The following is a 22,569-nucleotide window of genomic DNA, read 5'->3' as shown; positions in this document are numbered from 1 at the left end:
CGGAAGATCCGCACGCCGCAGTCCATCCAGTGCCGCAGCACCCGGCAGGTCTCGGCTATCAGGCCGTCCATGTCGGCGTCGAAGGCGATGGGGTAGATGTCCTGGTACTTCTTCGGCGGGTTCTCCGCGTAGGCGATGGTGCCGTCGGGGCGGTGGTGGAACCACTCGGGGTGCTTGTGCACCCAGGGATGGTCCGGGGAGCACTGCAGGGCGAAGTCCAGGGCGACCTCCATCCCCAGACTCCGGCCTGCTCGACGAACCAGGTGAAGTCCTCCAGGGTGCCCAGGGCGGGGTGGACGGCGTCGTGGCCGCCCTCGGGGAGCCGATCGCCCAGGGCACGCCGACGTCGTCGGGGCCGGGGGAGAGGGTGTTGTTCTTCCCCTTGCGGAAGGTGGTGCCGATGGGGTGGACCGGGGGCAGGTAGACCACGTCGAAGCCCATCGCCGCGATCGCCGGCAGCCTGCGGGCGGCGGTGCGGAAGGTGCCGTGGGGCTGCTGCCGGGTGCCCTCGGAGCGGGGAAGAACTCGTACCAGGAGCCGTACAGAGCCCGCTCCCGCTCGACCAGGAGGGGCAGCGGCTCGGAGGTGGTGACCAGGTCCCGCAGCGGATGCCGGGCCAGGACCTCGTCCACCTCAGGCGTCAGAGCCGCCGCCAGCCGCGCGCCGGGGGCAGCGAGTCGTCGCGCAGTGCCTCGGCGGCGTCGAGCAGCACATCGCGGCCGGCTTCCCTGGGAACGCCGGCCGCCGCTCGCTCGTAGAGTTCGGCGCCCTCTTCGAGGACCAGGCCGGGGTCGATGCCGGCCGGCACTTTTATGCCCGCCGTGTGGCGCCAGGTGGCCACCGGGTCGCTCCAGGCCTCCACCCGGTACGTCCAGCGGCCGACGGCGTCCGCGGTGACCTCGGCGCCCCAGCGGTCGCTGCCCGGGGCCAGCTCACGCATCGGCGTCCACGGCCCGGGGCGGCCCTCGGGGTCCTTCAGGACGACATTGGCGGCGACCGCGTCGTGTCCCTCCCGGAACACGGTGGCGGTGACCTCGAACGTCTCTCCCACGACCGCCTTGGCCGGCCGGTTGCCGCTCTCCACGGCCGGGCGGACGTCCCGTACCGGGATACGGCCGATGGCCCGGGTCCTACTCATGGTCCTCACCTCCACCGTGCTCGAAAGCCGGGCCAGGGGCCCGGTTCAGGGGACGAGATCTGCGCGGCTGCTACCGTCCCGCAGGAGAGCGCCGCTCCGCCGCCGGCGGTCTTCGCCGGACCGCGGCGGCCGGACGGGGCCGTTCGTTCTGCTCCTGCAGACAGGTGACCTGCTGTTCCTGCAGATAGGTCACCTGCTGTTCCTGCGAACAGGCGACCTGGTTGGTGCGCAGATACCGCTCGGCCGCGTCCGCCGCCTCCCGCGCGCAGCGCTTGCCCATCAGCACGCAGAGCGTGTAGCCCGAGTCCTCGAACGTGGCCCGTACCGTGCGGTCGTTCGGTGCCGCGAGCATGACGCGTTCCCAGGCCCGGTAACGCCGCAACTGCCGGGCGACTTCGGCTTTGGCGGGTAGCAGCATGGCGCCGATCACCTTTCGGGCTCGAGGGGCACGGTCTCCCGACGGTCGGACGGCGGCCGTGCCACAGCGGCACGGACCCGTAACGGCGATCGAGTTCTTCACACATGGTGCACGGGTGACGACGCAGCGTCTTGTTGGATCCTCAACCAAATAGCGGCTCGGCTGAGCCGCGAGGGCCATCCGGCGTGCTCGCTTGGCGTTCATGCGCCTCAACTGTGCGCTCGTGTTGCACGAACGGGCTAGCACCCTCAGGCTGAGTGTGACTCAGAAGCGATACGCGCTCACGTTCCGTGTTCGGGCTCGTCCCGCAGGACCGCGGAGCGAGGAGGAGCTGAGCTTCGCGGTGAGGAGCCAACCGATGAAGACCGCAGTGCCCTGCTACTACCACCTCGACGTGGAAGTCAGCCCGGAACGGGTGGACAGGTCAGCCGCATTCTGGCCGCTCACCTGAGGTTCTGGGACCTGGACAACCTGGTCCAGCCCGTCTGCGGCGGCGCCGAGATGCTGCTCAAGGCCATCGACGAACACGCCACGGACAAGAACACGTCGATCGAGATGTGGTGGAACGGCCAGCACCTGATCACCGCCATCGGGGACAACGACCGCGCCCTGCGCCCGGACCAGGAGCTGCGTGGCTGCCTGGAGCACCTCGCGGCGATGAGCGACGGCTGGGGCTGCTGCGCCACCGAGACCGGCAGCAAGGTCATCTGGTTCTCGCAGCGCGCCCGGGCCGGCGAACGCGTCCCGCTCGTGCCGACCGCGCCCGCCCGCGGGAGCGGGAGGGCCTCGAGGTGCCCGCGAGGTGCGCGTCGCGCAGCTGGCCGGCCCCGCCAGTACGCCGGGCGAGGTCCTGGAGGAGGCCCGGTGACCCGCCGGCAGACCCGGAAAGGGGTGTCCGCGTGGAGCGGGCGCCCCTACCCGCTGGGCGCCGAGTACGACGGGGAGGGCACCAACTTCGCGCTCTTCAGCGAGGTGGCCGAACGCGTCGAGCTGGTCCTCGTCGACGAGGACGGCACCCACGCCCATGTGCCGCTGACCGAGGTCGACGGCTTCGTCTGGCACGGCTACCTCCCCGGCGTCGGCCCCGGCCAGCGCTACGGCTACCGCGTGCACGGGCCGTGGGCCCCGGCCGCCGGCCACCGCTGCAACCCGGCGAAGCTGCTCCTGGACCCTACGCACGCGCGGTCGACGGGCAGATCGACAACCACCCCTCGCTCTACGAACGCAACCCGGACGGCCCCGACCCGGCCGACAGCGCCGGGCACACCTTGCTCGGTGTGGTGACCGACCCGGCCTTCGACTGGGGCGACGACACCCGGCCCTGCCGGCCCTACGCCGACACGGTGATCTACGAGGCGCACGTCAAGGGCCTGACCCGCACCCATCCCGAGATCCCCGCCGAACTGCGCGGCACCTACGCCGGGCTCGCCCACCCCGCGGCCGTCGGGCACCTCACCTCGCTGGGCGTCACGGCGGTGGAGCTGATGCCGGTGCACCAGTTCGTCCACGACGGCGTGCTGCACGACCGCGGCCTGGCCAACTACTGGGGCTACAACACCATCGGCTTCTTCGCCCCGCACAACGGCTACGCCGCCCACGGCACCCGCGGCCAGCAGGTCGCCGAGTTCAAGTCGATGGTGAAGACCCTGCACGCGGCCGGGCTCGAGGTGATCCTCGACGTGGTCTACAACCACACGCCGAGGGCAACGAGAAGGGCCCCACGCTGTCCTTCCGCGGTATCGACAACTCCTCGTACTACCGCCTGGTCGACGGCGACTGGGAGCACTACTACGACACCACCGGCACCGGCAACAGCCTGCTGATGCGCCACCCCTACGTGCTCCAGCTGATCATGGACTCGCTGCGGTACTGGGTCACCGAGATGCATGTCGACGGCTTCCGTTTCGACCTCGCGGCCACCCTCGCCCGGCAGTTCCACGAGGTGGACCGGCTGTCGGCGTTCTTCGACCTGATCCAGCAGGACCCGGTGATCAGCCGCGTCAAGCTGATCGCGGAGCCGTGGGACGTCGGCGAGGGCGGCTACCAGGTGGGCAACTTCCCGCCGCTGTGGTCGGAGTGGAACGGCATGTACCGCGACGCGGTGCGCGACTTCTGGCGCGGCGAGGACCACACGCTCGGCGAGTTCGCCTCCCGGCTGACCGGCTCCTCCGACCTGTACGCGCACAGCAGGCGCCGGCCCCGCGCCAGCGTCAACTTCGTCACCGCGCACGACGGATTCACCCTGCGCGACCTCGTCTCCTACAACGACAAACACAACGAGGCCAACGGCGAGGACAACCAGGACGGCGAGAGCACCAACCGGTCCTGGAACTGCGGCGCCGAGGGCGCGACCCGCGACCCGGCCGTGGTGGAGCTGCGCGCCCGCCAGCAGCGCAACCTCCTCGCCACGCTGCTGCTCTCCCAGGGCATCCCGATGCTCTGCCACGGCGACGAACTGGGGCGCACCCAGCGCGGCAACAACAACGCCTACTGCCAGGACAACGAGATCTCCTGGATCGACTGGCGGCTCACCGGGGAACAGCGCGACCTGCTGGAGTTCACCCGGTACGTCATCCGGCTGCGCACCGGGCACCCGTGCTGCGCCGGCGCCGCTTCTTCCTCGGCGAGACCCTGACCCGCGCGGACCAGCCGCTGCCCGACCTGGTGTGGCTGGCACCCGACGCCCAGGAGATGACGACGACGACTGGGATCGCGGCGACGCGCACTGCGTCGGCGTCTTCCTATCGCCGAACCCGACCCGTGCGGCCGTCCCGTCGTCGACGACTCGTTCCTGCTGCTGCTCAACAGCCACTGGGAGCCGGTCGACTTCCGCCTCCCGGACGCCACCTACGGCGAACGCTGGACGGCTCTGATCGACACCGCCGACGCGGAGGGCATCCCCGACGAATCGGAACACAAGGCGGGCACGGCCCTGACGGTGGGGTCCCGCAGCATGGTCCTGCTGTCCCGGCCCTCCCGGCGTGCGCGCGACGAGGCGGGATGATGACGGGGGCGGCGGATCCTGTCATGGACGTCCGCGCCCGAGTCACCGCCCCCGGCGCGCCGTCACCGTGAACTGCGCGCCGTCGTGATCGCGCAGCACGGCCTCGTCTGTGCCCTTGGACAGCACGCTGCCGCCGTGCAGTTCCGCGGCCCGGGTGCAGGCCTCGACGTCGTCGACGGTGAAGTGGACCTGCCTCGTCGGGTCGGGGGCCGCCTCCAGCGCCCCGGACTCGATCCGTGCCACGACGTCACCGCGGCTGCGCAGCACGACCTCCCCGCCCTCGTAGTGCACCTCGCAGCAGCCGGGACTCTCCGACGCCCAGTCGAGGACCTCGCCGTAGAAGATGGCGGCGTCGAAGGCGTCACGGGTGTGCAGTGTGATGAAGGCCGGCTGCGCGTTGCGCCAGGTCTCCCAGTCGGTGAACAGGTCGCCCTCCCAGATGCCGAAGGTCGCCCCGTCCCGGTCGGCCAGCAGCGCCGCCCGCCCCGGCGGCAGCGAGATCGGCCCGACGGCGACCGTGCCCATGCGTTCCTGGACCCGGGCCACGGCGTCGTCCGCGCTCCGCACCGCGAAGTAGGGCGTCCACGCCACCGCCATCTGCCACATGGTGGCCACCCCCGCGATCCCGGCCACCGGCGAGCCGTCCGCCAGCGCGATCCGGAACCGGTCGCCGAGCTTGGCCGGCCGCCACTGCCAGCCCAGCACGGCCCCGTAGAACTCCTCGGTCGCCTTGACGTCCCTGCTGGTCAGACTCACCCAGCACGGTGCGCCGAACACGGAGTGCGAAGAGACGACGTCCTTTGTACCGGAGGGGGTGGGGTGTCGTGGTTCATGGCAGTCGCGTCCTGATCTCGTCGGCCTGGCAGCCACCGGAGGAATGACACCAGTGTCCAACCGGAACCCCCGTGGGCGCCTGCCGAGTACCCCGGCGACGGCACCGAAACGGTGTGGTGGACCGGCCTGGACCGCCCCGGTGGCACCGGGCGGGCCGAGTGACGACGATGGAGGCGTCGGACACTGCGTCAAGGCACTCAAGCACCACACGAGGCCATGAGGACAGCGGCGCACCGGACCCGGAGGTGACCATGCCCACGGACGGGGGCTCGGAGCGGATCTTCGAGTTGCAGGAAGAAGTCCGGCAACTGAAGGAGGCGGTCGTCTCCCACGCGGTCGTGGACCAGGCGATCGGGATGATCGTCGTGCTCGGCCGGATCTCGCCCGACCAGGGCTGGGCCGTGCTGAAGGAGGTCTCCCAGCACACCAACATCAAGCTGCGCAACGTCGCGGAACTGATCCTCGTGTGGGGACGCACCGGTGTGATGCCCCGGGAGATACGGGCCGAGCTGGAGGACGCCCTCGACCGCGCCGGACCGACCCAGATCCCCGAAGCGCCGCCGGAGCAGTGATCCGCCCCGGCGGCGCGTGGGGTTGCGCGTTCATCTGGCCTCGGTGAGCAGCTCCTCACGCAGATGGGCGAAGCAGCTGCTGAGCAGCCGGGAGACGTGCATCTGCGAGATGCCGAGCTGCTCCGCGATGCGGCTTTGCGCTTGAAGAACCGCAGGTAGAGGATGATCCGCTCGCGCTCCGGCAGCGCCTGAAGGCAGGGCTTGACGGCCACGCGGTTGACGACGATCGAAGGCCGGGTCCGGCCCCGATCGCGTCCCCGAGGGCGTAGCCGTCCGTGCCGGGCATCTCCGCCTCCAGCGACAGGGCGGAGAAGCACTCCAGGGCCTCCATGCCGGTGCGCACCTCGCCCTCGGTGAGGTGGGCGTACTCGGCGATCTCGGCGACCGTGGGGCAGCGGCCGGGGGTCGTCTGCGACAGCTCCTTGGCGGCGTGCCGCACGCGGTTGCGCAGGTCCTGGACCCGGCGGGGGACGTGCAGCGTCCACATGTGGTCGCGGAAGTGGCGCTTGATCTCGCCGGTGACCGTCGGCACGGCGTAGGCCTCGAAGGCGTTGCCGCGCGCCGGGTCGTAGTGGTCGACGGCCTTGACGAGACCGAGGGCCGCCACCTGGTAGAGGTCCTCCAGGGCCTCGCCACGGCCTCGGAAGCGGACGGCGATCCGCTCGGCCATGGGCAGCCAGGCCTCGACCAGTTCGTCACGTAGGGCCTTGCGCTCGGGCCCCTCGGGCAGCCGCACGAGACGTTCGAAGGCCGCGGCGGTGTCGGGGGCGTCGTCGTGGGGGTGCGGTCTGGTGCTGCCGGCGATACGCATGGTGCGCACCTCCCTGAGCAGGTGCCGAAAGGACAGACACCATGGGAAGCGCGGACTCGGACCTCACGGAGGGCACCGCGGGCCCGGGCGGCTCCCACGGACGTGCCTCCTGTCCGAAGCACTTCATCGCCCATTCCCGGGCGGGGAGACTACGAAACAATTCCGACAATACGCTCATTTGTGACCCCAGGCGTCCCTGGGGCGGCTGCCGTTTCGAGTACATCTCTTGACCCCGCATTGGACCGATTACCTCTGTTGCAGAGCTAATCTCGCCGCATGGAGCCGGAAACGTTCCCCGAAGAGCTGGCCGACGCGCTCGTCGGGGTCCAGCGGCTGATCCGGCGGCGCCTGCGCCGCGAGATGCCCGACCCCCGGCTGCGCGGCGCCGAGGTGGAGCTGCTGCGCCTGGTCATGACGCGGCCCGGCATCGGTATCTCGGACGCGGCCAGGGACCTCGGACTGGCCGCCAACTCGGTGTCGACCCTGGTCAACCACCTGCTGCAGGCGGGCTACCTGGTCCGCGAGACCGCCCCGGCCGACCGGCGGGCCGCCCGGCTGCTGCCCACACCCGCCGCCGGCACACGGCTGCGCGAGTGGCGCCGCCGTCGCGCCGACCTCCTGCGACGCCATGTGGCACGGCTCGACGAGGCGGACCGCCAGGCGCTGCACGCGGCGATCCCGGCCCTGCGCAAGCTGGCCGGCACCCTGCACGAGGAGGCCGAGGAGTCATGACGCGGGACACCGAACGACCACAGGCCGTCGCCGTCGCCTGTACCGGGCTCGTCCACGCCTTCGGCGAGACCCGGGCCGTGGACGGGCTCGATCTCACGGTCCGCCAGGGCGAGGTCTTCGGGCTGCTCGGCCCCAACGGCGCCGGCAAGACCACGGCCATCCGCTGCCTCACCACCCTGCTGCCGGTGCCGGCCGGCACGGTCCGCGTCTTCGGCCACGACGCCGCCGGCGACCGCATGGCTGTACGCCGCCTGCTCGGATACGTGCCGCAGCAACTGTCGGCGGACGCCGGTCTCACCGGGCGGAGAACGTCGCCCTGTTCGCCCGGGTCTTCGACGTGCCCCGCCGGGAACGCCCCGAACGCGTCGCCCAGGCCCTGGCGGCCGTCGACCTCGCCGACGCCGCCGACCGGCTCGCCGCCACCTACTCCGGCGGCATGGTCCGCCGGCTCGAACTTGCCCAGGCCCTGGTCAGCGCACCGCGGCTGCTGATCCTCGACGAGCCCACGATCGGCCTCGATCCGATCGCCCGCACCAGCGTCTGGGAGCACATCGGCGCGGTCCGCGCGGCCACCGGCATGACCGTCCTCGTGACCACCCACTCCATGGACGAGGCCGACCAGTACTGCGACCGGGTCGCCCTGATGCACCGCGGCCGGATCCGGGCCCTCGGCACGCCGGCCGAGCTCAGGGAAGGACTCGGCGCCCGCCGCCGCGCCGCGGGTGCGGCCACGGACACGCTGCCCACCCTGGAGGACGTCTTCCGCGACGTGGCGGGCAGCGGTCTCGACGACGAGGCAGGAGATTTCCGCGATGTCCGAAGCACCCGCCGCACCGCCCGCCGTGTCGGCTGACCCCGCCCTCGGCCCCGGCATCGATCTGCTGCTCAAGCCCCCGCGGCCCCGCGCCGGCTGGCGGCTCCTGCCCGCCCGGGTCGGCGCGATGTGCGCGGTCGAACTCCAGAAGCTGCGACACGACCGCACCGAGCTCTACACCCGAGCGGTCCAGCCGGCCCTCTGGCTGCTGATCTTCGGCCAGACCTTCACCCGGATCAGGGCCATCCCCACCGGCGGCATCCCCTACGTCGACTATCTGGCACCCGGCATCATCGCCCAGTCCGCGATGTTCATCGCCATCTTCTACGGCATCCAGATCATCTGGGAGCGCGACGCCGGCATCCTCAACAAGCTCCTCGTCACGCCGACCCCGCGCTCGGCGCTGATCACCGGCAAGGCGTTCGCGGCGGGCGTCAAGTCGCTCGTCCAGGCGGTAGTGGTCCTCCTCATCGCCGCCCTGCTCGGCGTGGCACTGACCTGGAACCCGCTCAAGCTGCTTGCCGTCGCCGCGATCGTCGTCCTCGGCTCGGCCTTCTTCTCCTGCCTGTCGATGACCATCGCCGGCATCGTCCTCAGCCGCGACCGCCTCATGGGCTTCGGACAGGCGATCACCATGCCGCTGTTCTTCGGCTCCAACGCCCTGTACCCGGTCTCCGTGATGCCGGGCTGGCTCCAGGCGGTCAGCAAGACCAACCCGCTCAGCTACGAGGTGGACGCCCTGCGCGGACTCCTCCTCGGCACGCCCCACCACCTGGCCTCCGACTTCGCGGTGCTGCTCGTGGCCGCCGCCCTCGGCGTCGCCGCGGCCTCGGCCCTGCTGGGCCGTCTGGCCCGTTGATCTTCACCCGGGAAAGTGATGTGCGGCACGCCGCGGCAAACGCTTTCTCCGGCTGTTTCCGGATAACCGCTGGGCACGGCTTGATCACCGATCAAAAGGGATGAACTGCCTGGCCACAGCGCATTCTGCTCATTTGACAGTGCGCTGAGACCACAGATAGGAAGCAGCTTCCAGAGGTCGAGAGGGGCAGCGTGTACGAGCCGAACGTGGTCGGGGACTGGCAGGAGTACGACGAGCATGCCGGTCTGCGCGTCCGCGTCCACCGTCTGGAACTGGCCGAGCCGCCCCGCGGCCGTGACGACGCCGCCGAGGGGCTGACGTACTTCAGCCTGCGCGTGACCGTCGAGAACCGCGGCAGCCGGCACCTCGGTATCCACCTCGAGGACGGCCAGATCGACGTGCGGATCGGCCCGGACGGGGAGAGCGCCTTCCTCGACTGGCGCAACTCGCAGTTCATCGAGGGCTTCGACGTGTACCCGCTGCGTCGGGCCACCGCCGTGCTGTACGCGGCAGGCGCCGAGGCGTCCCTGAGCCTCGTTGACGTCCAGGTCCAGCTGCGCGTCGAGGAGGAGTGGGCCGACCGCCGGCTGTGGTCGGGCGGCATCGGTGCGCACGAGGGACCCACCGGGGGCCAGCAGGGCGCGGTGCGCGACAGCCTGGCCCACCAGGTGAGCGTCTTCCTCCAGGATCAGGCGGGGGAAGGCACCGCCTGATCCGGCGTCAGGGAGCCTGACCGGTCAGTGCGGGATGCCGTCGATGATCTCGCGGGCACCCTGGCGCAGCAGCGCCACGGCGACCGACGTGCCGAGCGTGGCCGGGTCGAGCCGGCCCGCCCACTCGTGGGCGTTCAGCCGGGTCTTGCCGTCCGGGGTGAAGACACAGGCCCGCAGGGACAGTTCACCACCGCGGTCCACGCGCGCGAACCCGGCGATCGGGCTGTTGCAGTGCCCCTGGAGCACGTGCAGGAACATGCGCTCGGCGGTGGTCTCCCGGTGGGTGTCCGGGTCGCCGAGACCGCTGACCGCGTCGATCAGGTCGGCGTCGTCCTCACGGCACTGCAGCGCCAGCACGCCGGCGCCGATGGGCGGCATCATCGTCTCGGTGGAGAGGATCTCGCTGATCACGTCCTGCCGGCCGATGCGCTCCAGGCCGGAGACCGCGAGCAGCAGCGCGTCGGCCTCGCCGGCTTCCAGCTTCGCCAGGCGCCGGTTGGCGTTGCCCCGGAACGGCACGCAGTCCAGATGCGGATGCGTGGCGGCCAGTTGGGCGACCCGGCGCACCGAGGAGGTGCCGATCCGCGTCCCGGAGGGCAGCTCGTCCAGGGTGAGCCCGCCCGGGTGGATCAGGGCGTCCCGGATGTCGTCCCGCTTCAGGAACGCGGCGAACACCGTGCCCGCCGGGAGCGGCCGGTCGGCGGGCACGTCCTTCACGCAGTGCACGGCGAGATCGGCCTCCCCGGCCAGCAGCGCCGCGTCGACCTCCTTGGTGAACGCGCCCTTGCCCTCGACCTTGGACAGATCGCCCATCCACTTGTCGCCGGTGGTCTTCACCGGTACGACCTCGGTGCGCACTCCGGGGTGGGCGGTGGCCAGCTCGGCCCGGACTCGCTCCACCTGGGCGAGCGCCATGGGCGAGTCGCGGGAGACGATGCGGATCAGTTCGGGGACGGACATGCGGACACGATAGACCCTCCCGGGGTACGTCTGTGCCATACCTCCTCCCGACCGCCCCTCGGCGTACGTCAGTTCGGGACGAGGGGCTCGCTCAGTTCGACCGCGTGCAGGGCCGCGGCGAGGGCCCGCTCGTCGCCGACGTCGAGGGCGGTGTCGGTGAGCTTGATGACGTGTTCGTCGCCGTGGGCGAGGGCTCGTTCCAGCACCTCCTGCGCGGTGCGGCCGGGTGCGGGGACGTGGGCGACGGGTTCGGCGGTGGCGTACATGGCGGTGACCGCCGCGGACGCGGTCCACGCCGCACGCAGGCTCGGCACCCACAGCTCGCGCGGCAGGGAACCGAGGGCGCGCAGCACGGCGTTGGGCGCCGTCGCCGCGTGCACCAGCATGGTCGCCTCCCCGTGGCCGTGGGTGGCGTACCGGTGGGTCGCGGCCCGGACCAGTTCGGCGAGGCGGGCCCGTGCCGTGTCGGGGTCGGTCACGTCGCCCGCCCACAGAGGCAGGCGTCGTAGGGTGGCCAGCCGGTCGGGAAATCCGCCCCGGGGTTCGGCGATCGGCGGCACGGCGTCCAGGGAGCCCGCCGCGCTCGGCGCGGCGGGCAGGGGTGCGATGCCGGCCACGGGGCGGTGCCGGGCGGCCCAGTAGCCCAGCCCGTGCGCGAGTTCGGCGAGCCGCGGCGCGCTCTCGCCGGCTTCCAGGGCCCGTACGGCGTGGCCGACGCGGATGACGGGGTGCGTGGAGCCGCCGTACAACCCGGGCAGCAGCCGTGGCCACCATGCCGCGAGGACGTCCCGCCACGGCTGTTCGGCGAGGGCGTGGCCGAAGTACGCGATCCAGTCGGCCCGGTGCGGCTCTCCCAGCGCCTCGCGCCAGTTGGCGCGGGTCACGGCTGCCACGGGTGTGGGGAAGTCCTCCAGCTTGGGCCGGTACAGATCCAGCCAGCGGTGCACGGCGCCCGCCTGCCCGTGCGCGGCGAGCGCCTCCACGACCATGGGGGCGTGGTTGGTGAGCCGGCCGAGCCGCTCCGGCCTCGAGGCATGGAGCCGTTCGAGGGCTTCTTCGAGTGTCCCTGTCGTGTCGTGCGCGTCCATGACGGGACGCTATGCGCACGCCCCACGCCGACGGATCGGGCGCGGGGCGGAGGCCGGCCCCGGCCGGGGACCTAGGCCGGGGCAGAGCCCCGATCAGGCGTAGGGATCGAACGCGATGCCGGAGGGCTTGGCCGACGCGAGGTGGTTCGCGAAGTTGCCGTCTTTCAGGCCGAAGTTGGCGCTGCCGAAGTTGTAGGACGTGAGCTTGTCGCGCACCCCCGCGGGGTAGCCGTTCCAGCCGACCAGCGGCGGGTACTGCCAGGTGCGCTTGTGGTTCTCCGGCGGCTCGTCGTTCGAGTTCGCGAGACGGAAGCAGTGGGTGCTTGCGCCGTCCTTGTGGTAGACGATCTTCGGGTGGGTGCCGTCGAAGCGGACCTGCGACGCCGGGTGCACGCTGAACGAGCCGTGGGCGGACGTCGAGACGTACTTGACCTGGTTGTCCTGCACGAACACCGCGACGTGCTCGAAGTCGTGCCGGTGGCCGCCGATGCCGCTGCCGGCCACCGCCTGGTCCTTCTCGAAGTAGAGGGCGTACAGGATGGCGCACCAGCCGTTGTTGCACTTGTAGCGCGCGTAGCCGTTGGTGTTGTCCAGGTCCGAGGCGTCGCGGCAGTCGCCGTTGAGCGCGCCGGTCGGGCTCAGCCGCCGTTGACGGTGCCGTCCGCGCCGATGGCGGGCGTGGAGTAACAGCCGTCGGTGTCGTAGTCGTAGGCGGGCTGGTACGTCTTCTCCAGCGACTCCGCGTCGGCGGGCAGCGCCCGCGGCGGGGCGGCGAACGCCGTGGCCGGGAAGGCGAGGACGAGGGCGGCGGCACCGGCCAGTCCGGTGAGCCACCTCCTGCGGGTTGCGAACGGGCGTGACGACACTGCGTCCTCCTCTTGGGCGCAGCCCAACGGCTGTGGGGGAAAAGGAGGTTCAGCTTCCAGGCTGAACGCGTCCATGCCAAGAGGAAGGTGTGATCCCAGAAGTGAATCGCAACCCAACAACCGGAGGCCGGGCGCCGTTTCAGACCATGTCGTCCGGATGTCGGCCGCCGCCTCCTCGGGCGCGAGATCCGGCCGGAGCCGCAGCCAGGACGGCTGCCGCAGCAGGCCTCCCGGGTGCGCGTGCTGTAGCGGACCTCACCGACCAGCCGGGGCACGACCCAGTGCGCGCCCGGAGCGCGCGGAGCGGGGTCGAAGGGGCAGACGTCGGTCGCGGCGGCCCGCAGCAGCCCGGCGAGTTCCGTCCGTTCGGCCTCGCTCCAGCCGGTGCCCACACTCCCGACGTAGCGCAGCCGACCCGCGGCACGCTGCCCGACCAGTACCGCGCCGGGCAGGCCGGTGAGCCTTCCCTTGCCGGGTTGCCAGCCGCCGACCAGGACGTCCTCGGTAAGCATGTTGCGGATCTTGATCCAGGCTCGGGAGCGCACCCCCGGTTCGTACACCGAGTCCAGCCGTTTGCAGACCAGGCCCTCCAATCCGTGCTCGCGCGTGGCGGCCAGGGCCTCGGCGCCGTGGCCGACGATCGCGGCCGGGGTCGACCAGGAGGGCCCGGCGAGGCCGAGGTCCTCCAGCACCGCGCGGCGTCGTGCGTAGGGGAGCCGGATCAGTGACTGGCCCTCCAGATGCATCAGGTCGAACAGCACGAGATGGACCGGCACCTCCGCCGCCCGCCGCGCCGCCCGCGCGGGCGCGTGCGCCAGCCCCATGCGGGACTGGAGCAACTGGAAGCTCGCCCGGCCCTGTTCGTCCAGGGCCAGGATCTCCCCGTCCAGCACGGCGGGCGTGGGACCGAGGGCGGCTTCCAGGGGCCGCAGTTCGGGGTAGGCGGCCGTGATGTCCTCCCCGGACCGGGCGCGCAGCAGCACGCTGCCGTCCCCGGGGAGGTAGACCACCACGCGCTGGCCGTCCTGCTTGGTCTCATAGGCCCAGCGGGCGTCCTGCGCGACGGGCGGCAGGGTGCCGGGCGTGGCGAGCATGGGCGGGATCAGCGGCAGCTCCACGGGTGAGTTGTGGACGTCCCCGTGCCCGGTCACGCGCGTTTCCCGGCTCTTTCCCCTGAACGGCGTCGATGCGGGCGCCGGCCTCACCGATCGCCCCCGAGCGACCCCGCCTGGCATTGCTTGAGTTAGGCAACGAGATGGTAAAGTGGCTCTCATGTCCACACCACCGCTCCCCGACGTCTCCTCTCCGGAAGTCATCGAGATCGAGCGTGCGCTCACCCGCATCACCTACCTGAGCACGCGTGCCCGCCGGCACGAGAGGCTGATGGCCCTGGCGGGCGTGCCGCTCGACCGTGCCGCCGTCGCGCTGCTCCGGCAGGTCGCCGACTCCGAGCCGCTGCGGCCGGGGGAGCTCGCCGCCCGGCTGGGAGTGGAGGCCTCGCACGTCACGCGCACGGTGCAGCAGTTGCAGAAGTCGGGCTACGCGACCCGCGTCCCCGACCCGGACGACCGGCGCGCCCAGCGCATCGAGCTCACCGACGCCGGCCGGCAGGCCATCACCAAGATCCGCGAGGTCGGGGTCCGCGGCATGCAGATGGCCCTGGCCGACTGGTCCCCCGAGGAGCTGCGGCAGCTCGCCACGCTCTTCCACCGCATGGTCGACGACTTCCTCGCCCACGCCGGCGAGCCCGAGCCCCAGTCCGCCCCGGCGGGCAGCGCCTGATCCCCGGACCGGGCCGCCGGCGGCGTTCACACAGGCCGCACGCTCACCGTGCGGCAGAGTCACGCGGATCCGCCCGCTCGGCGACCGCGGAGGCCGGCGGTGCGGGCTCGCGCAGCCGGCACAGCAGCAGCCGGCCCACCGCGGGCAGGGCGATGAGCGGCAGCAGGGCCGTCCGCAGGGACGTGGCATCGGCCAGCGCCCCGAGCAAGGGAGCGGCGAGACCGCCGACGCTCACCGCCAGCCCCAGCGTGACCCCGCTCGCGGTGCCCACCCGCCGGGGCAGACAGTCCTGGCCCAGCGTGATGTGCAGCGAGAACGGCACATACAGGCCGGCCGACGTCAACGCGACGAACAGATACACGGGCGGCCCGGGCACCAGCACCAGACCGGCCACGGCCAACACCGTCAGGGCGTACGACCGGCGCACCACCGCCAGCCGCCCGTACCGCTCGGCCAGCCGCCCCCCGGCCAGCGTGCCCACCGCACCACCGGCGTAGAGCACGAACAGCGCCGCCGTACCGGCCGCCTCCCCACCACCGGTCCGCTCCCGCACGTACAGCGAGACGAACGCGCTCAGACCGACGAACACGACCGAGCGGCAGACCACGGCCCCGGACAGCCGCAGAAAGGCCGCCCAGTCGTCCCGGCCCGCGGCGGCGGACGCCACCGGCCCCCGCCGCGCCGGACGCGGCCGCGCGCACCGCCGCCGCACACAGCGCCGCTCCCGCCACCGCCGGGACGGCCAGCAGGGGAGAGGCGCGCAGCCCGCCCGTCGCCACCACGGCGAAGACCAGCAGGGGAGCCAGGGCGAAACCGGCGTTGCCGCCGAAGGAGAACCAGCCCATCGCCGAGTGCCGGCCGTGCGCGACGGTCCGCGCACCCGGGCGGCCTCCGGGTGATAGGCGGCCACTCCCCCCGACACGGCGACCACCGCCAGCGTCGCCGCGTAGGAGCCGGTCACCCCGCTCAGGGCGACGCCCGCCCCGGCCGTCAGCGCGCCGAGCGGCAGCAGCCACGGCATCGCCCACCGGTCGGTGAGCACCCGAACAGCGGCTGCACCAGCGACGAGAGCAGGGATGCGGCCAGCACGACGCCGGAGGCGGCGGCGTAGGAGTAGGCGCGCTCGGCGACGAAGTACGGCACCAGAGCGGCCACGGCGCCCTGGTACACGTCCACGCAGGCGTGTCCCAGGGACATCAGAGCGACGGGCCGGTTGCGGCGGGAAGCGGTCACCCGGCGATCGTCGCCGCCTCGGCGCCCGGCGCGCTTCCGATAATCTGCCGGACCGTGCCGAACATCCGCCACACTCCCGCGGCGCCGACCCGCGCGCAGCGGCTGACCGCGGGCGACCGCATCGACGCGCACCGGCACGACGACCACCAGATCGTCTACGCGGGCTCCGGTGTCGTCGCCGTCACCACCGACGCCGGCACCTGGTTCGCGCCCGGCACCCGCGCCATCTGGGTCCCCGCCGGCACCGTGCACGCCCACCGCGCCCACGGCCGGCTCGACCTGCACCTGGTCGGCCTGCCCGCCGACGACAACCCCTCCTCCTGCACCACCCGGCCGTCCTCGCCGTCAGCCCGCTGCTGCGCGAGCTGATCCTCGCGTACACCCGCGACCCCGGCGACGACAGCCCCGAGAGCGGCCGACTGCGCGCCGTCCTGCGCGACCAGCTGCGCGTCTCGCCGCAGCAGCCGCTGCGCCTGCCCACGCCCGCCGACCCGCGCCTGGCCGCCGTCTGCGCGCTCGTGCACGCCGACCCGGCGGCGCGGCACCCTCGCCGCCCTCGGCGCCGCGACCGGAGTGGGGGAGCGCACCCTGAGCCGGCTCTTCCGCAGCGAGTTCGGCATGACGTTCCCGCAGTGGCGCACCCAGTCACGGCTCTACCACGCCCTGCGGATGCTGGCCGACGGCCTGCCCGTCACGACCGTCGCCCACCGCTGCGGCTGGTCCTCCGCCAGCGCCTTCATCGACGTCTTCCGCCGCTCGTTCGGCTACACCCCGGGCACGCACAACCGCCGCGCCTGACCCGCCGGAACCCCGGTCCCGGACCCCTTTACCGTCCAGTAATATCGCGCGGCAGGCCATCAGAGGAGGAACCGTGTCCCGGTCCGAACGCTCGCCCTGCTGCTCGCCGGTCTGCTGGCCGCCGCGGGGATCGCCCACTTCGCCGCTCCACGACCGTTCGACGCGACCATCCCGCGCGGCCTGCCGGGCACGCCCAGGACCTGGACCCACGTCAGCGGAGCCGCGGAGCTCGCGCTGGCCGCGGGCCTGGCGCTGCCGCGCACCCGCAAGGCGGCCGCGCTGGCCACGGCGGCCTTCTTCGTCGGGGTGTTCCCCGCCAATGTGAAGATGGCGGCCGACTGGCGCCACCGCCCCGCGCCGCAGAAGGCCGCGGCCTTCGGGCGCCTGCCGCTCCAGCTGCCCCTCGTGCTCTGGGCCCGCGGCGTCGCACGGAACGCGCAGGGCCGGTCGTGACCGCCCGCGTGGAGGCCGGGGACAAGGTCGAGGACTTCGCCCTGCCCGACGAGACCGGCACCGTCCGCAGCCTGTCCGGGCTGCTCGCCGGGGGACCGGTCGTCCTCTTCTTCTACCCGGCCGCCCTGACGCCCGGTTGCACCGCACAGGCCTGCCACTTCCGCGATCTCGCCGCCGAGTTCGCCGCCGTCGGCGCACACCCCGTCGGCATCAGCGGGGACACCGTCGAGCGCCAGCAGGAGTTCGCCGGACAGCACGCCCTCGGCATGCCCCTGCTGTCCGACGCCGACGGCACGGTCCGCGAGCGGTTCGGCGTGAAGCGCGGCTTCTCGCTGGCCCCCACCAAACGCACCACGTTCGTCATAGCGCAGGACCACACCGTCCTCGATGTCGTACGCAGCGAACTGCGCATGAACGCGCACGCCGACCGGGCGCTCGCCGCCCTGCGCGCCCACCGGAGCTGACGCCGTCACGAATCATCCGTCGCGGTTGATATAGGGCGGCAATGGATAATCCTGGACGATATGGAGGACGCCTCCGCCGCTGCGATCATCGACGCCCGCGGCATTGTGACGGGGTGGAGCGAGGGTGCCCGGCGGCTGACCGGCTACCCGGCCGAGGAGGCCGTGGGCCGGTCCGTACGGGAGCTGCTCGCCGAGGAGGTGCCGCCCGAGGCGGTGTCCGCGCGGTCGGGCACCGTCATGGTGCGGCACCACGACGGTTACCTCGTAGGACTACGCGTCAGAGCGATGGCCGTGACGAGCCAGGACGGGGAACCGGACGGATATGTGATCACCGCGGCGCCACCCGGACGGGCGGAGACGTCCCTCGCGGGCCGCGCCTTCCAGCAGGCGTCCATGTCGATGTCCGTCTTTGACACCAGCCAGCGCTACCTGCGGCTCAACGACGCCGCCTGCCACGTGATGGGCGTGTCCGAGGAGACACTGCTCGGCCGGCACTTCCCGGAGACCGTGGAGGACGCGGAGCACAGCCGCGGCTTCAACTGGCATCTCCGCCACGTCGTCGAGACGGGCCGGCCGCTCCGTTACGAGAGTTACACCGGCGCACCGTCCCTGAACCGGGAGCACGCCTGGGTCACCGAGATGTGGCCGCTGCGGGATGGCTCCGGCGAGCTCCTGGGCACCGCCCTGGCCGCGTTCGACAGCACCGAGCAGTACTGGGCGCGGCAGCGGCTGGCCCTGCTGAACGAGGCCGCGGCCGCCATCGGCACCACCCTGGACGTGGTGCGCACCGCCGAGGAGCTGATCGGGGTCATGGTGCCCCGGTTCGCCGACTTCGCGAGCGTGGACCTGTTCGACTGGGTCCTCGGCGCGGAGGAGTCGCCGACGGTGCCCGCCGAGGAGATCACGCTGCGCCGCGTCGCCCACGGCTCCGTCACCGAGGGCACCCCGAGGCGGCCGTGCACCTGGGAGAGGTGGACGTCTACCCCTCCTTCACGCCGATCGCCCGGGCCATGCGGGAGGGCCGGGCGGTCCTCAGTCAGGCAGGAGAGCCCGCGTTCATGCGGTGGGTCGCCGAGCGCAACACGCGCGCCCCGCAGGGCCGCCCCTACCGCAAGGGCGTCCACTCGATGATGGCGGTGCCGCTGAGGGCCCGCGGCACCACCCTCGGCGTCGCCGTGGCCGTGCGCATCCGGCAGGTGGACGACTACGCCGCCGACGACGCCGTGTTCGCCGAGGAACTCGCCAGCCGCGCCGCGGTCTGTGTCGACAACGCCCGCCGCTTCGCCCGCGAACGCACCACCGCACTGGCCCTCCAGCACAGCCTGCTGCCGAGGGACTGCCCGGCCAGGCCGCCGTCCAGGTCGCCCACCGCTATCTGCCCTCCGGCTCGGCGGCCGGCATCGGCGGCGACTGGTTCGACGTGATCCCGCTGTCCGGCAGCCGGGTCGCGCTCGTCGTCGGTGACGTCGTGGGCCACGGCATCCCCTCCACGGCGACCATGGGCCGGCTGGTCACGGCCGTACGCACCCTCGCCGACGTGGACCTGCCACCGGACGAACTCCTCACCCACCTCGACGACCTGGTCACCCACCTCGCGTCGGACGACGACGGCGACGAGGTCGCCGAACTCGGCGCCACCTGCCTGTACGCCGTCTACGACCCGGTCACGCGCCGGCTGAACCTGGCCGCCGCCGGGCACCCCGCCCCCGCACTGGTGCTGCCCGACGGGTCCGCGCGGCTGATCCCCATGAGCGCGGGGCCCCCGCTGGGCGTCGGGGGGCTGCCGTTCGAGGCGACGGAGCTCCAACTGCCCGAGGGCTCCGTCGTCGCCCTCTACACCGACGGACTCGTCGAGGACCGCGACCGCGACGTCGACCACGCCACCGACGAGCTGTGCCGCGCGCTGACCGTGCCCGCCGAGTCGCTCGACGCCCAGTGCGACATCGTGCTGAAGGCCATACTGCCGGAGGAGCCCAGCGACGACGTGGCCCTGCTGCTGGCCCGTACCCGGGCGCTGGGCGCCGACCAGGTCGCCACCTGGGACGTGGCGCCCGACCCCGCGCAGGTGGCCGCCACCCGCCAGGCCGCCACCGAACAGCTCACCGCGTGGGGGCTGGAGGAGACGGCCTTCGTCACCGAACTCGTCGTCAGCGAACTGGTCACCAACGCCATCCGGTACGGCGCCACGCCCATCCAGCTCCGTCTGATCCGCGACCAGACCCTCATCTGTGAGGTGTCCGACGGCAGTTCGACCTCCCCGCACCTGCGGCGGGCCCACCAGGACGACGAGGGCGGACGCGGACTGCTGCTGGTCGCCCAGCTCACCCAGCGCTGGGGCAGCCGGCAGACCACCCGGGGCAAGACCATCTGGTGCGAACAGCCGCTCACGCCGCTGTTCTGACCGGACCGCTCACGCGGCGGCGCGCCCCGATGGGCGTTCGCGCACCACGTCCCGCGGCTTCTTGTCGTCCCGCAGGCCCAGGTACCGCGGGTGGCGCAGCATGCCGTCACGGGTCCACTCGGCGAACGCGATCTGGGCTACAAGCTCCGGCCGCACCCACCGCGCGCCCCCCTCCCGCACCGGCCCGTCGAACGGCGAGCCGGACTCCCGCAGCCCGTCGAGCCGCTCGCGCAGGTCGAGCAGCGTGCGCCGGCCGAAACCCGTGCCGACCTTGCCCGCGTACCGCAGCCGCCCGCCCTCGTAGTGGCCGAGAAGCAGCGCGCCGAGTCCCACGCGGCTCCCGGCCGGCTCGGTGAAACCGCCGACGACGAACTCCTGCCCCAGGGAGCACTTCAGCTTCAGCCAGTCCGCCGACCGGCGCGGCTCGTAGACGCCGTCGGCGCGCTTGGCGATCAGACCCTCCCAGCCCCGGGAGCAGACGTCCGCCAGCAACTCGGCACCGCCCGCGTTGCGGTGCGGGGTCAGCCGGAGCGGAGAGCGGTACGCCAGCGCCCGGCGCAGCAGCGACTTGCGGACCCGCAGCGGCAGTTCCCTGGTGTCGGCCCCGTCCATCCGGAGCAGATCGAACACGTAGTACGTCACGGCAACCCCGCTCGCCGCCACGTCCTCACGCCGGGTCAGCCCCATGCGCTGCTGGAGGCGCCCGAAGTCCGTGCGTCCGCCCGAGAACGCGACGATCTCCCCGTCGAGCACGAAGTCGGCACACGACTGGGCCGCGAGTGCCTCCACGATCTCCGGATAGGTGTCGTCGAGCCGACGGCCCGACCGGGACAGCAACGTCACCCGCTCACCCTCCCGCACCGCCAGCACCCGGATGCCGTCCAGCTTCCGCTCGAACACCCACTCCTCGTCCGCGTCCGTGAAGTCCCGTCGGTCGCTCAGCGTGGCGAGCATCGGGCGCGCGGCCAGTTCCGTCCCCGGACGTGCTCGACCCAGCAGCCGCCGCTGTCTGTCGGGCAGCGCATCGAGGAGGCCGGCCATCACCGTTCACTCCCCGGCCGCTTCCGATGAGACCTGGGCGAGGGTCCGCCCGGACACGGCCGAACGGGCCCGGCGCGGATCGGGAGCCCCGTGCGTACGGGCGCCTCCGGCGCGCTTCACCAGCAGCCAGGCCTCCTCGCCGTCACCGCCCCGACCGCCGCGGAACCGGGTCAGGGCGTACTCGCCGCGCAGTTTCGCCCCGCTCAGCCGGAACGTGGCGTGCCCCCGCTCCAGCGACTCCGCGAAGTCGACGGGCCGCCCCTTGCGGTCGTGGCTCAGCGGCTCGTACGTGCCGTGGTCCAGACGATCACCGTGCCGCCGCCGTACTCGCCGCGGGGGATCACACCCTCGAACTCCTCGTACTCCAGCGGATGGTCCTCCGTGGGCACCGCCAGCCGCTTGTCCTTCGGGTCCGCCGAGGGGCCCTTGGGGATCGACCAGGACTTCAGGACGTCGTCCACCTGCAACCGGAAGTCGAAGTGCATCGTGCTCGCGTCATGGATCTGCACCACGAACCGGGGCCGGTCCCCGGCGGACTCCCCGCTGCCCCGGGGTTCGCCGGTCCGGTTGAAGTCGCGCTTGCCGCGGTAGTCCCGCAGCCGGTCCCGCTCAGCCACCTGCGACTCCTTCCTGCCTCGCGGGCCCCGGGTACCCGTCAGAACTCCTCGTGCACCTCGGGGTCCCCGCCGACCCGCCGGTGTGTCCGGTCCGCGACGGCGGTCATCTCGTCCTCGCTCAGCTCGAAGCCGAAGACGTCGAGGTTCTCGCGCTGCCGCTCGGGGTTCGCCGACTTCGGGATGGGCACCGCGCCGAGCTGCGTGTGCCAGCGCAGCACGACCTGCCCGGCCGTCACCCCGTGCGCCTGGGCGAGCCGCGCCACGGTGGGGTCCTGAAGCAGGGACGTGCCCCGGCCCAGCGGGCTCCAGCTCTCGGTGAGGATGTTCTTGGCGGCGTGGAAGGCGCGCAGGTCCTCCTGCGGCAGGAAGGGGTGCAGCTCGATCTGGTTGACGGAAGGCAGCACCCCGGTCTCCTTCTCCAGCCGCTCGATGTGTCCGGCCGTGAAGTTCGAGACGCCGATCGACCGGACGAGCCCCTCCTCGCGGAGCTTGATCATGGCCTTCCACGAGTCGAGGTACCGGTCCACGCGCGGCAGCGGCCAGTGGATCAGGTACAGGTCCACGTACTCAAGGCCGAGGCGGGCCCGGGCCTCCTCGAAGGAGGCGAGCGTCTCCTCGTAGCCGTGGTGCCGGCCCGGGAGCTTCGTCGTCACGACGATCTCCTCGCGCGGCACCACGCCGGAGGCCACGGCCCGGCCGACCCCCGTCTCGTTGTGGTAGTTCGTGGCCGTGTCGATGAGGCGGTAGCCCGCCTCCAGGGCCGAGAGCACCGCCTGCTGCGCCTCGTCGTCGCCGAGCGGCCAGGTGCCCAGACCGAGGGCGGGGAGCGCCGTACCGTCGTTGAGCGTGTGCTTCGGGATGCTGATCACCGTCGGACCTTCCCATTGACTGTGTCGTCTGGCTGTGTCGTCCCTCCAGCGTCACGGATAGGGTGAGCAATGATCAATCGGACAGGTGGGGGATGAGGACGG

Annotated in this window: 11 protein-coding genes and 13 pseudogenes; 12 read left to right on the top strand and 12 right to left on the bottom strand. The window is 72.3% G+C overall.

Annotated features, from left to right (window positions below):
* Nucleotides 1-614: 614 nt before the first annotated feature.
* Together PV963_RS43765 and PV963_RS00845 are read right to left on the bottom strand one after the other, a co-directional pair.
* A pseudogene (locus PV963_RS43765) lies at nt 615-1,138 on the bottom strand (maltotransferase domain-containing protein); the annotation flags it as partial.
* A 70-nt stretch (nt 1,139-1,208) separates the two neighbouring features.
* Nucleotides 1,209-1,556, bottom strand: coding sequence for a DUF5133 domain-containing protein (locus PV963_RS00845; RefSeq protein ID WP_274813707.1), 348 nt, complete (start codon nt 1,554-1,556; stop codon nt 1,209-1,211).
* Between the two features lie 358 nt (nt 1,557-1,914).
* On the opposite strand from PV963_RS00845, the pseudogene PV963_RS00840 reads away from it, so the two are divergent.
* Nucleotides 1,915-2,424, top strand: a pseudogene (locus PV963_RS00840) (pep a2).
* Nucleotides 2,421-4,560 (top strand): annotated as a pseudogene (glgX, locus tag PV963_RS00835) (glycogen debranching protein GlgX). The pseudogenes PV963_RS00840 and glgX overlap by 4 nt, the downstream one beginning before the upstream one ends.
* Nucleotides 4,561-4,602: 42 nt before the next feature.
* On the opposite strand, the pseudogene PV963_RS00830 reads toward glgX, so the two are convergent.
* Nucleotides 4,603-5,393: pseudogene (locus tag PV963_RS00830) on the bottom strand (VOC family protein).
* A 252-nt stretch (nt 5,394-5,645) separates the two neighbouring features.
* Between PV963_RS00830 and PV963_RS00825 the strand changes: the two are divergent.
* On the top strand, nt 5,646-5,966 hold the full coding sequence (locus PV963_RS00825; RefSeq protein ID WP_274813706.1) for an ANTAR domain-containing protein: 321 nt from the start codon (nt 5,646-5,648) through the stop codon (nt 5,964-5,966).
* A gap of 30 nt (nt 5,967-5,996) precedes the next feature.
* On the opposite strand, the pseudogene PV963_RS00820 reads toward PV963_RS00825, so the two are convergent.
* Nucleotides 5,997-6,777, bottom strand: a pseudogene (locus tag PV963_RS00820) (SigB/SigF/SigG family RNA polymerase sigma factor).
* Between the two features lie 276 nt (nt 6,778-7,053).
* On the opposite strand from PV963_RS00820, the gene PV963_RS00815 reads away from it, so the two are divergent.
* The 4 genes and pseudogenes from PV963_RS00815 to PV963_RS00800 all read left to right on the top strand — a co-directional run bounded on the left by PV963_RS00815 (nt 7,054) and on the right by PV963_RS00800 (nt 9,895).
* On the top strand, nt 7,054-7,509 hold the full coding sequence (locus PV963_RS00815) for a MarR family winged helix-turn-helix transcriptional regulator (RefSeq protein WP_274813705.1): 456 nt from the start codon (nt 7,054-7,056) through the stop codon (nt 7,507-7,509).
* Nucleotides 7,506-8,362, top strand: a pseudogene (locus PV963_RS00810) (ABC transporter ATP-binding protein). Before PV963_RS00815 ends, PV963_RS00810 begins: the two are co-directional and overlap by 4 nt.
* The gene (locus tag PV963_RS00805; RefSeq protein ID WP_274813704.1) at nt 8,322-9,182 is read left to right on the top strand and encodes an ABC transporter permease; all 861 of its coding nucleotides are present in this window, start codon (nt 8,322-8,324) and stop codon (nt 9,180-9,182) included. Before PV963_RS00810 ends, PV963_RS00805 begins: the two are co-directional and overlap by 41 nt.
* Before the next feature lie 191 nt (nt 9,183-9,373).
* Nucleotides 9,374-9,895: a hypothetical protein gene (locus tag PV963_RS00800; protein ID WP_274813702.1), complete on the top strand. Its 522-nt coding sequence runs from the start codon at nt 9,374-9,376 to the stop codon at nt 9,893-9,895.
* 24 nt (nt 9,896-9,919) lie between these two features.
* Here the strand turns inward: PV963_RS00800 and hemC are convergent, their stop codons facing one another.
* From hemC to PV963_RS00780, 4 genes and pseudogenes are all read right to left on the bottom strand, one after another.
* A complete protein-coding gene (gene hemC, locus PV963_RS00795) occupies nt 9,920-10,855 on the bottom strand; it encodes a hydroxymethylbilane synthase (protein ID WP_274813701.1) in 936 nt (311 codons plus the stop codon).
* Nucleotides 10,856-10,923: 68 nt separating this feature from the next.
* Nucleotides 10,924-11,943, bottom strand: a complete 1,020-nt coding sequence (locus tag PV963_RS00790; protein ID WP_274813699.1) for a questin oxidase family protein — start codon at nt 11,941-11,943, stop codon at nt 10,924-10,926.
* Between the two features lie 93 nt (nt 11,944-12,036).
* A pseudogene (locus tag PV963_RS00785) lies at nt 12,037-12,809 on the bottom strand (NPP1 family protein).
* Nucleotides 12,810-13,093: 284 nt separating this feature from the next.
* Nucleotides 13,094-13,903: pseudogene (locus PV963_RS00780) on the bottom strand (ATP-dependent DNA ligase); the annotation flags it as partial.
* A 178-nt stretch (nt 13,904-14,081) separates the two neighbouring features.
* Here PV963_RS00780 and PV963_RS00775 point away from each other — a divergent pair.
* Nucleotides 14,082-14,591 carry a MarR family winged helix-turn-helix transcriptional regulator gene (locus PV963_RS00775; RefSeq protein WP_274813698.1) on the top strand — a complete coding sequence of 170 codons (510 nt, stop codon included), beginning with the start codon at nt 14,082-14,084 and terminating at the stop codon, nt 14,589-14,591.
* Between the two features lie 43 nt (nt 14,592-14,634).
* Here PV963_RS00775 and PV963_RS00770 read toward each other — a convergent pair.
* Nucleotides 14,635-15,788: pseudogene (locus PV963_RS00770) on the bottom strand (MFS transporter).
* A gap of 90 nt (nt 15,789-15,878) precedes the next feature.
* Here PV963_RS00770 and PV963_RS43390 point away from each other — a divergent pair.
* The 4 genes and pseudogenes from PV963_RS43390 to PV963_RS00745 all read left to right on the top strand — a co-directional run bounded on the left by PV963_RS43390 (nt 15,879) and on the right by PV963_RS00745 (nt 19,940).
* Nucleotides 15,879-16,622: pseudogene (locus tag PV963_RS43390) on the top strand (AraC family transcriptional regulator).
* Nucleotides 16,623-16,695: 73 nt separating this feature from the next.
* Nucleotides 16,696-17,075, top strand: a pseudogene (locus PV963_RS00755) (DoxX family protein).
* Nucleotides 17,072-17,539, top strand: a complete 468-nt coding sequence (locus tag PV963_RS00750; protein ID WP_274813694.1) for a peroxiredoxin — start codon at nt 17,072-17,074, stop codon at nt 17,537-17,539. The pseudogene PV963_RS00755 and the gene PV963_RS00750 overlap by 4 nt, the downstream one beginning before the upstream one ends.
* Before the next feature lie 60 nt (nt 17,540-17,599).
* Nucleotides 17,600-19,940 (top strand): annotated as a pseudogene (locus PV963_RS00745) (SpoIIE family protein phosphatase).
* A 9-nt stretch (nt 19,941-19,949) separates the two neighbouring features.
* Here the strand turns inward: PV963_RS00745 and ligD are convergent.
* The 3 genes and pseudogenes from ligD to PV963_RS00730 all read right to left on the bottom strand — a co-directional run bounded on the left by ligD (nt 19,950) and on the right by PV963_RS00730 (nt 22,467).
* Complete coding sequence (ligD, locus tag PV963_RS00740) at nt 19,950-20,981, bottom strand: non-homologous end-joining DNA ligase (protein ID WP_274813693.1); 1,032 nt, start codon at nt 20,979-20,981, stop codon at nt 19,950-19,952.
* Nucleotides 20,982-20,987: 6 nt separating this feature from the next.
* Nucleotides 20,988-21,598: pseudogene (locus PV963_RS00735) on the bottom strand (DNA polymerase ligase N-terminal domain-containing protein).
* 38 nt (nt 21,599-21,636) lie between these two features.
* Entirely contained in the window at nt 21,637-22,467 is an 831-nt protein-coding gene (locus tag PV963_RS00730) for an aldo/keto reductase (RefSeq protein WP_274813692.1), read from the bottom strand.
* Nucleotides 22,468-22,569: the final 102 nt, after the last annotated feature.

The organism is Streptomyces coeruleorubidus, assembly GCF_028885415.1.
In the GTDB taxonomy this organism is placed as follows: domain Bacteria; phylum Actinomycetota; class Actinomycetes; order Streptomycetales; family Streptomycetaceae; genus Streptomyces; species Streptomyces coeruleorubidus_A.
Note: the sequence above shows the minus strand (reverse complement) of the source record. Positions and strands in the feature narration are given on the sequence as shown.

Excerpts from the sequence above, each read along its gene's own strand:
- PV963_RS00805 (WP_274813704.1), top strand. The coding sequence starts at position 8,322 with ATGTCCGAAGCACCCGCCGCACCGCCCGCCGTGTCGGCTGACCCCGCC.
- PV963_RS00790 (WP_274813699.1), bottom strand. The coding sequence starts at position 11,943 with ATGGACGCGCACGACACGACAGGGACACTCGAAGAAGCCCTCGAACGG.
- PV963_RS00815 (WP_274813705.1), top strand. The coding sequence starts at position 7,054 with ATGGAGCCGGAAACGTTCCCCGAAGAGCTGGCCGACGCGCTCGTCGGG.
- PV963_RS00825 (WP_274813706.1), top strand. The coding sequence starts at position 5,646 with ATGCCCACGGACGGGGGCTCGGAGCGGATCTTCGAGTTGCAGGAAGAA.
- PV963_RS00845 (WP_274813707.1), bottom strand. The coding sequence starts at position 1,556 with ATGCTGCTACCCGCCAAAGCCGAAGTCGCCCGGCAGTTGCGGCGTTAC.
- ligD (WP_274813693.1), bottom strand. The coding sequence starts at position 20,981 with ATGGCCGGCCTCCTCGATGCGCTGCCCGACAGACAGCGGCGGCTGCTG.
- PV963_RS00775 (WP_274813698.1), top strand. The coding sequence starts at position 14,082 with ATGTCCACACCACCGCTCCCCGACGTCTCCTCTCCGGAAGTCATCGAG.
- hemC (WP_274813701.1), bottom strand. The coding sequence starts at position 10,855 with ATGTCCGTCCCCGAACTGATCCGCATCGTCTCCCGCGACTCGCCCATG.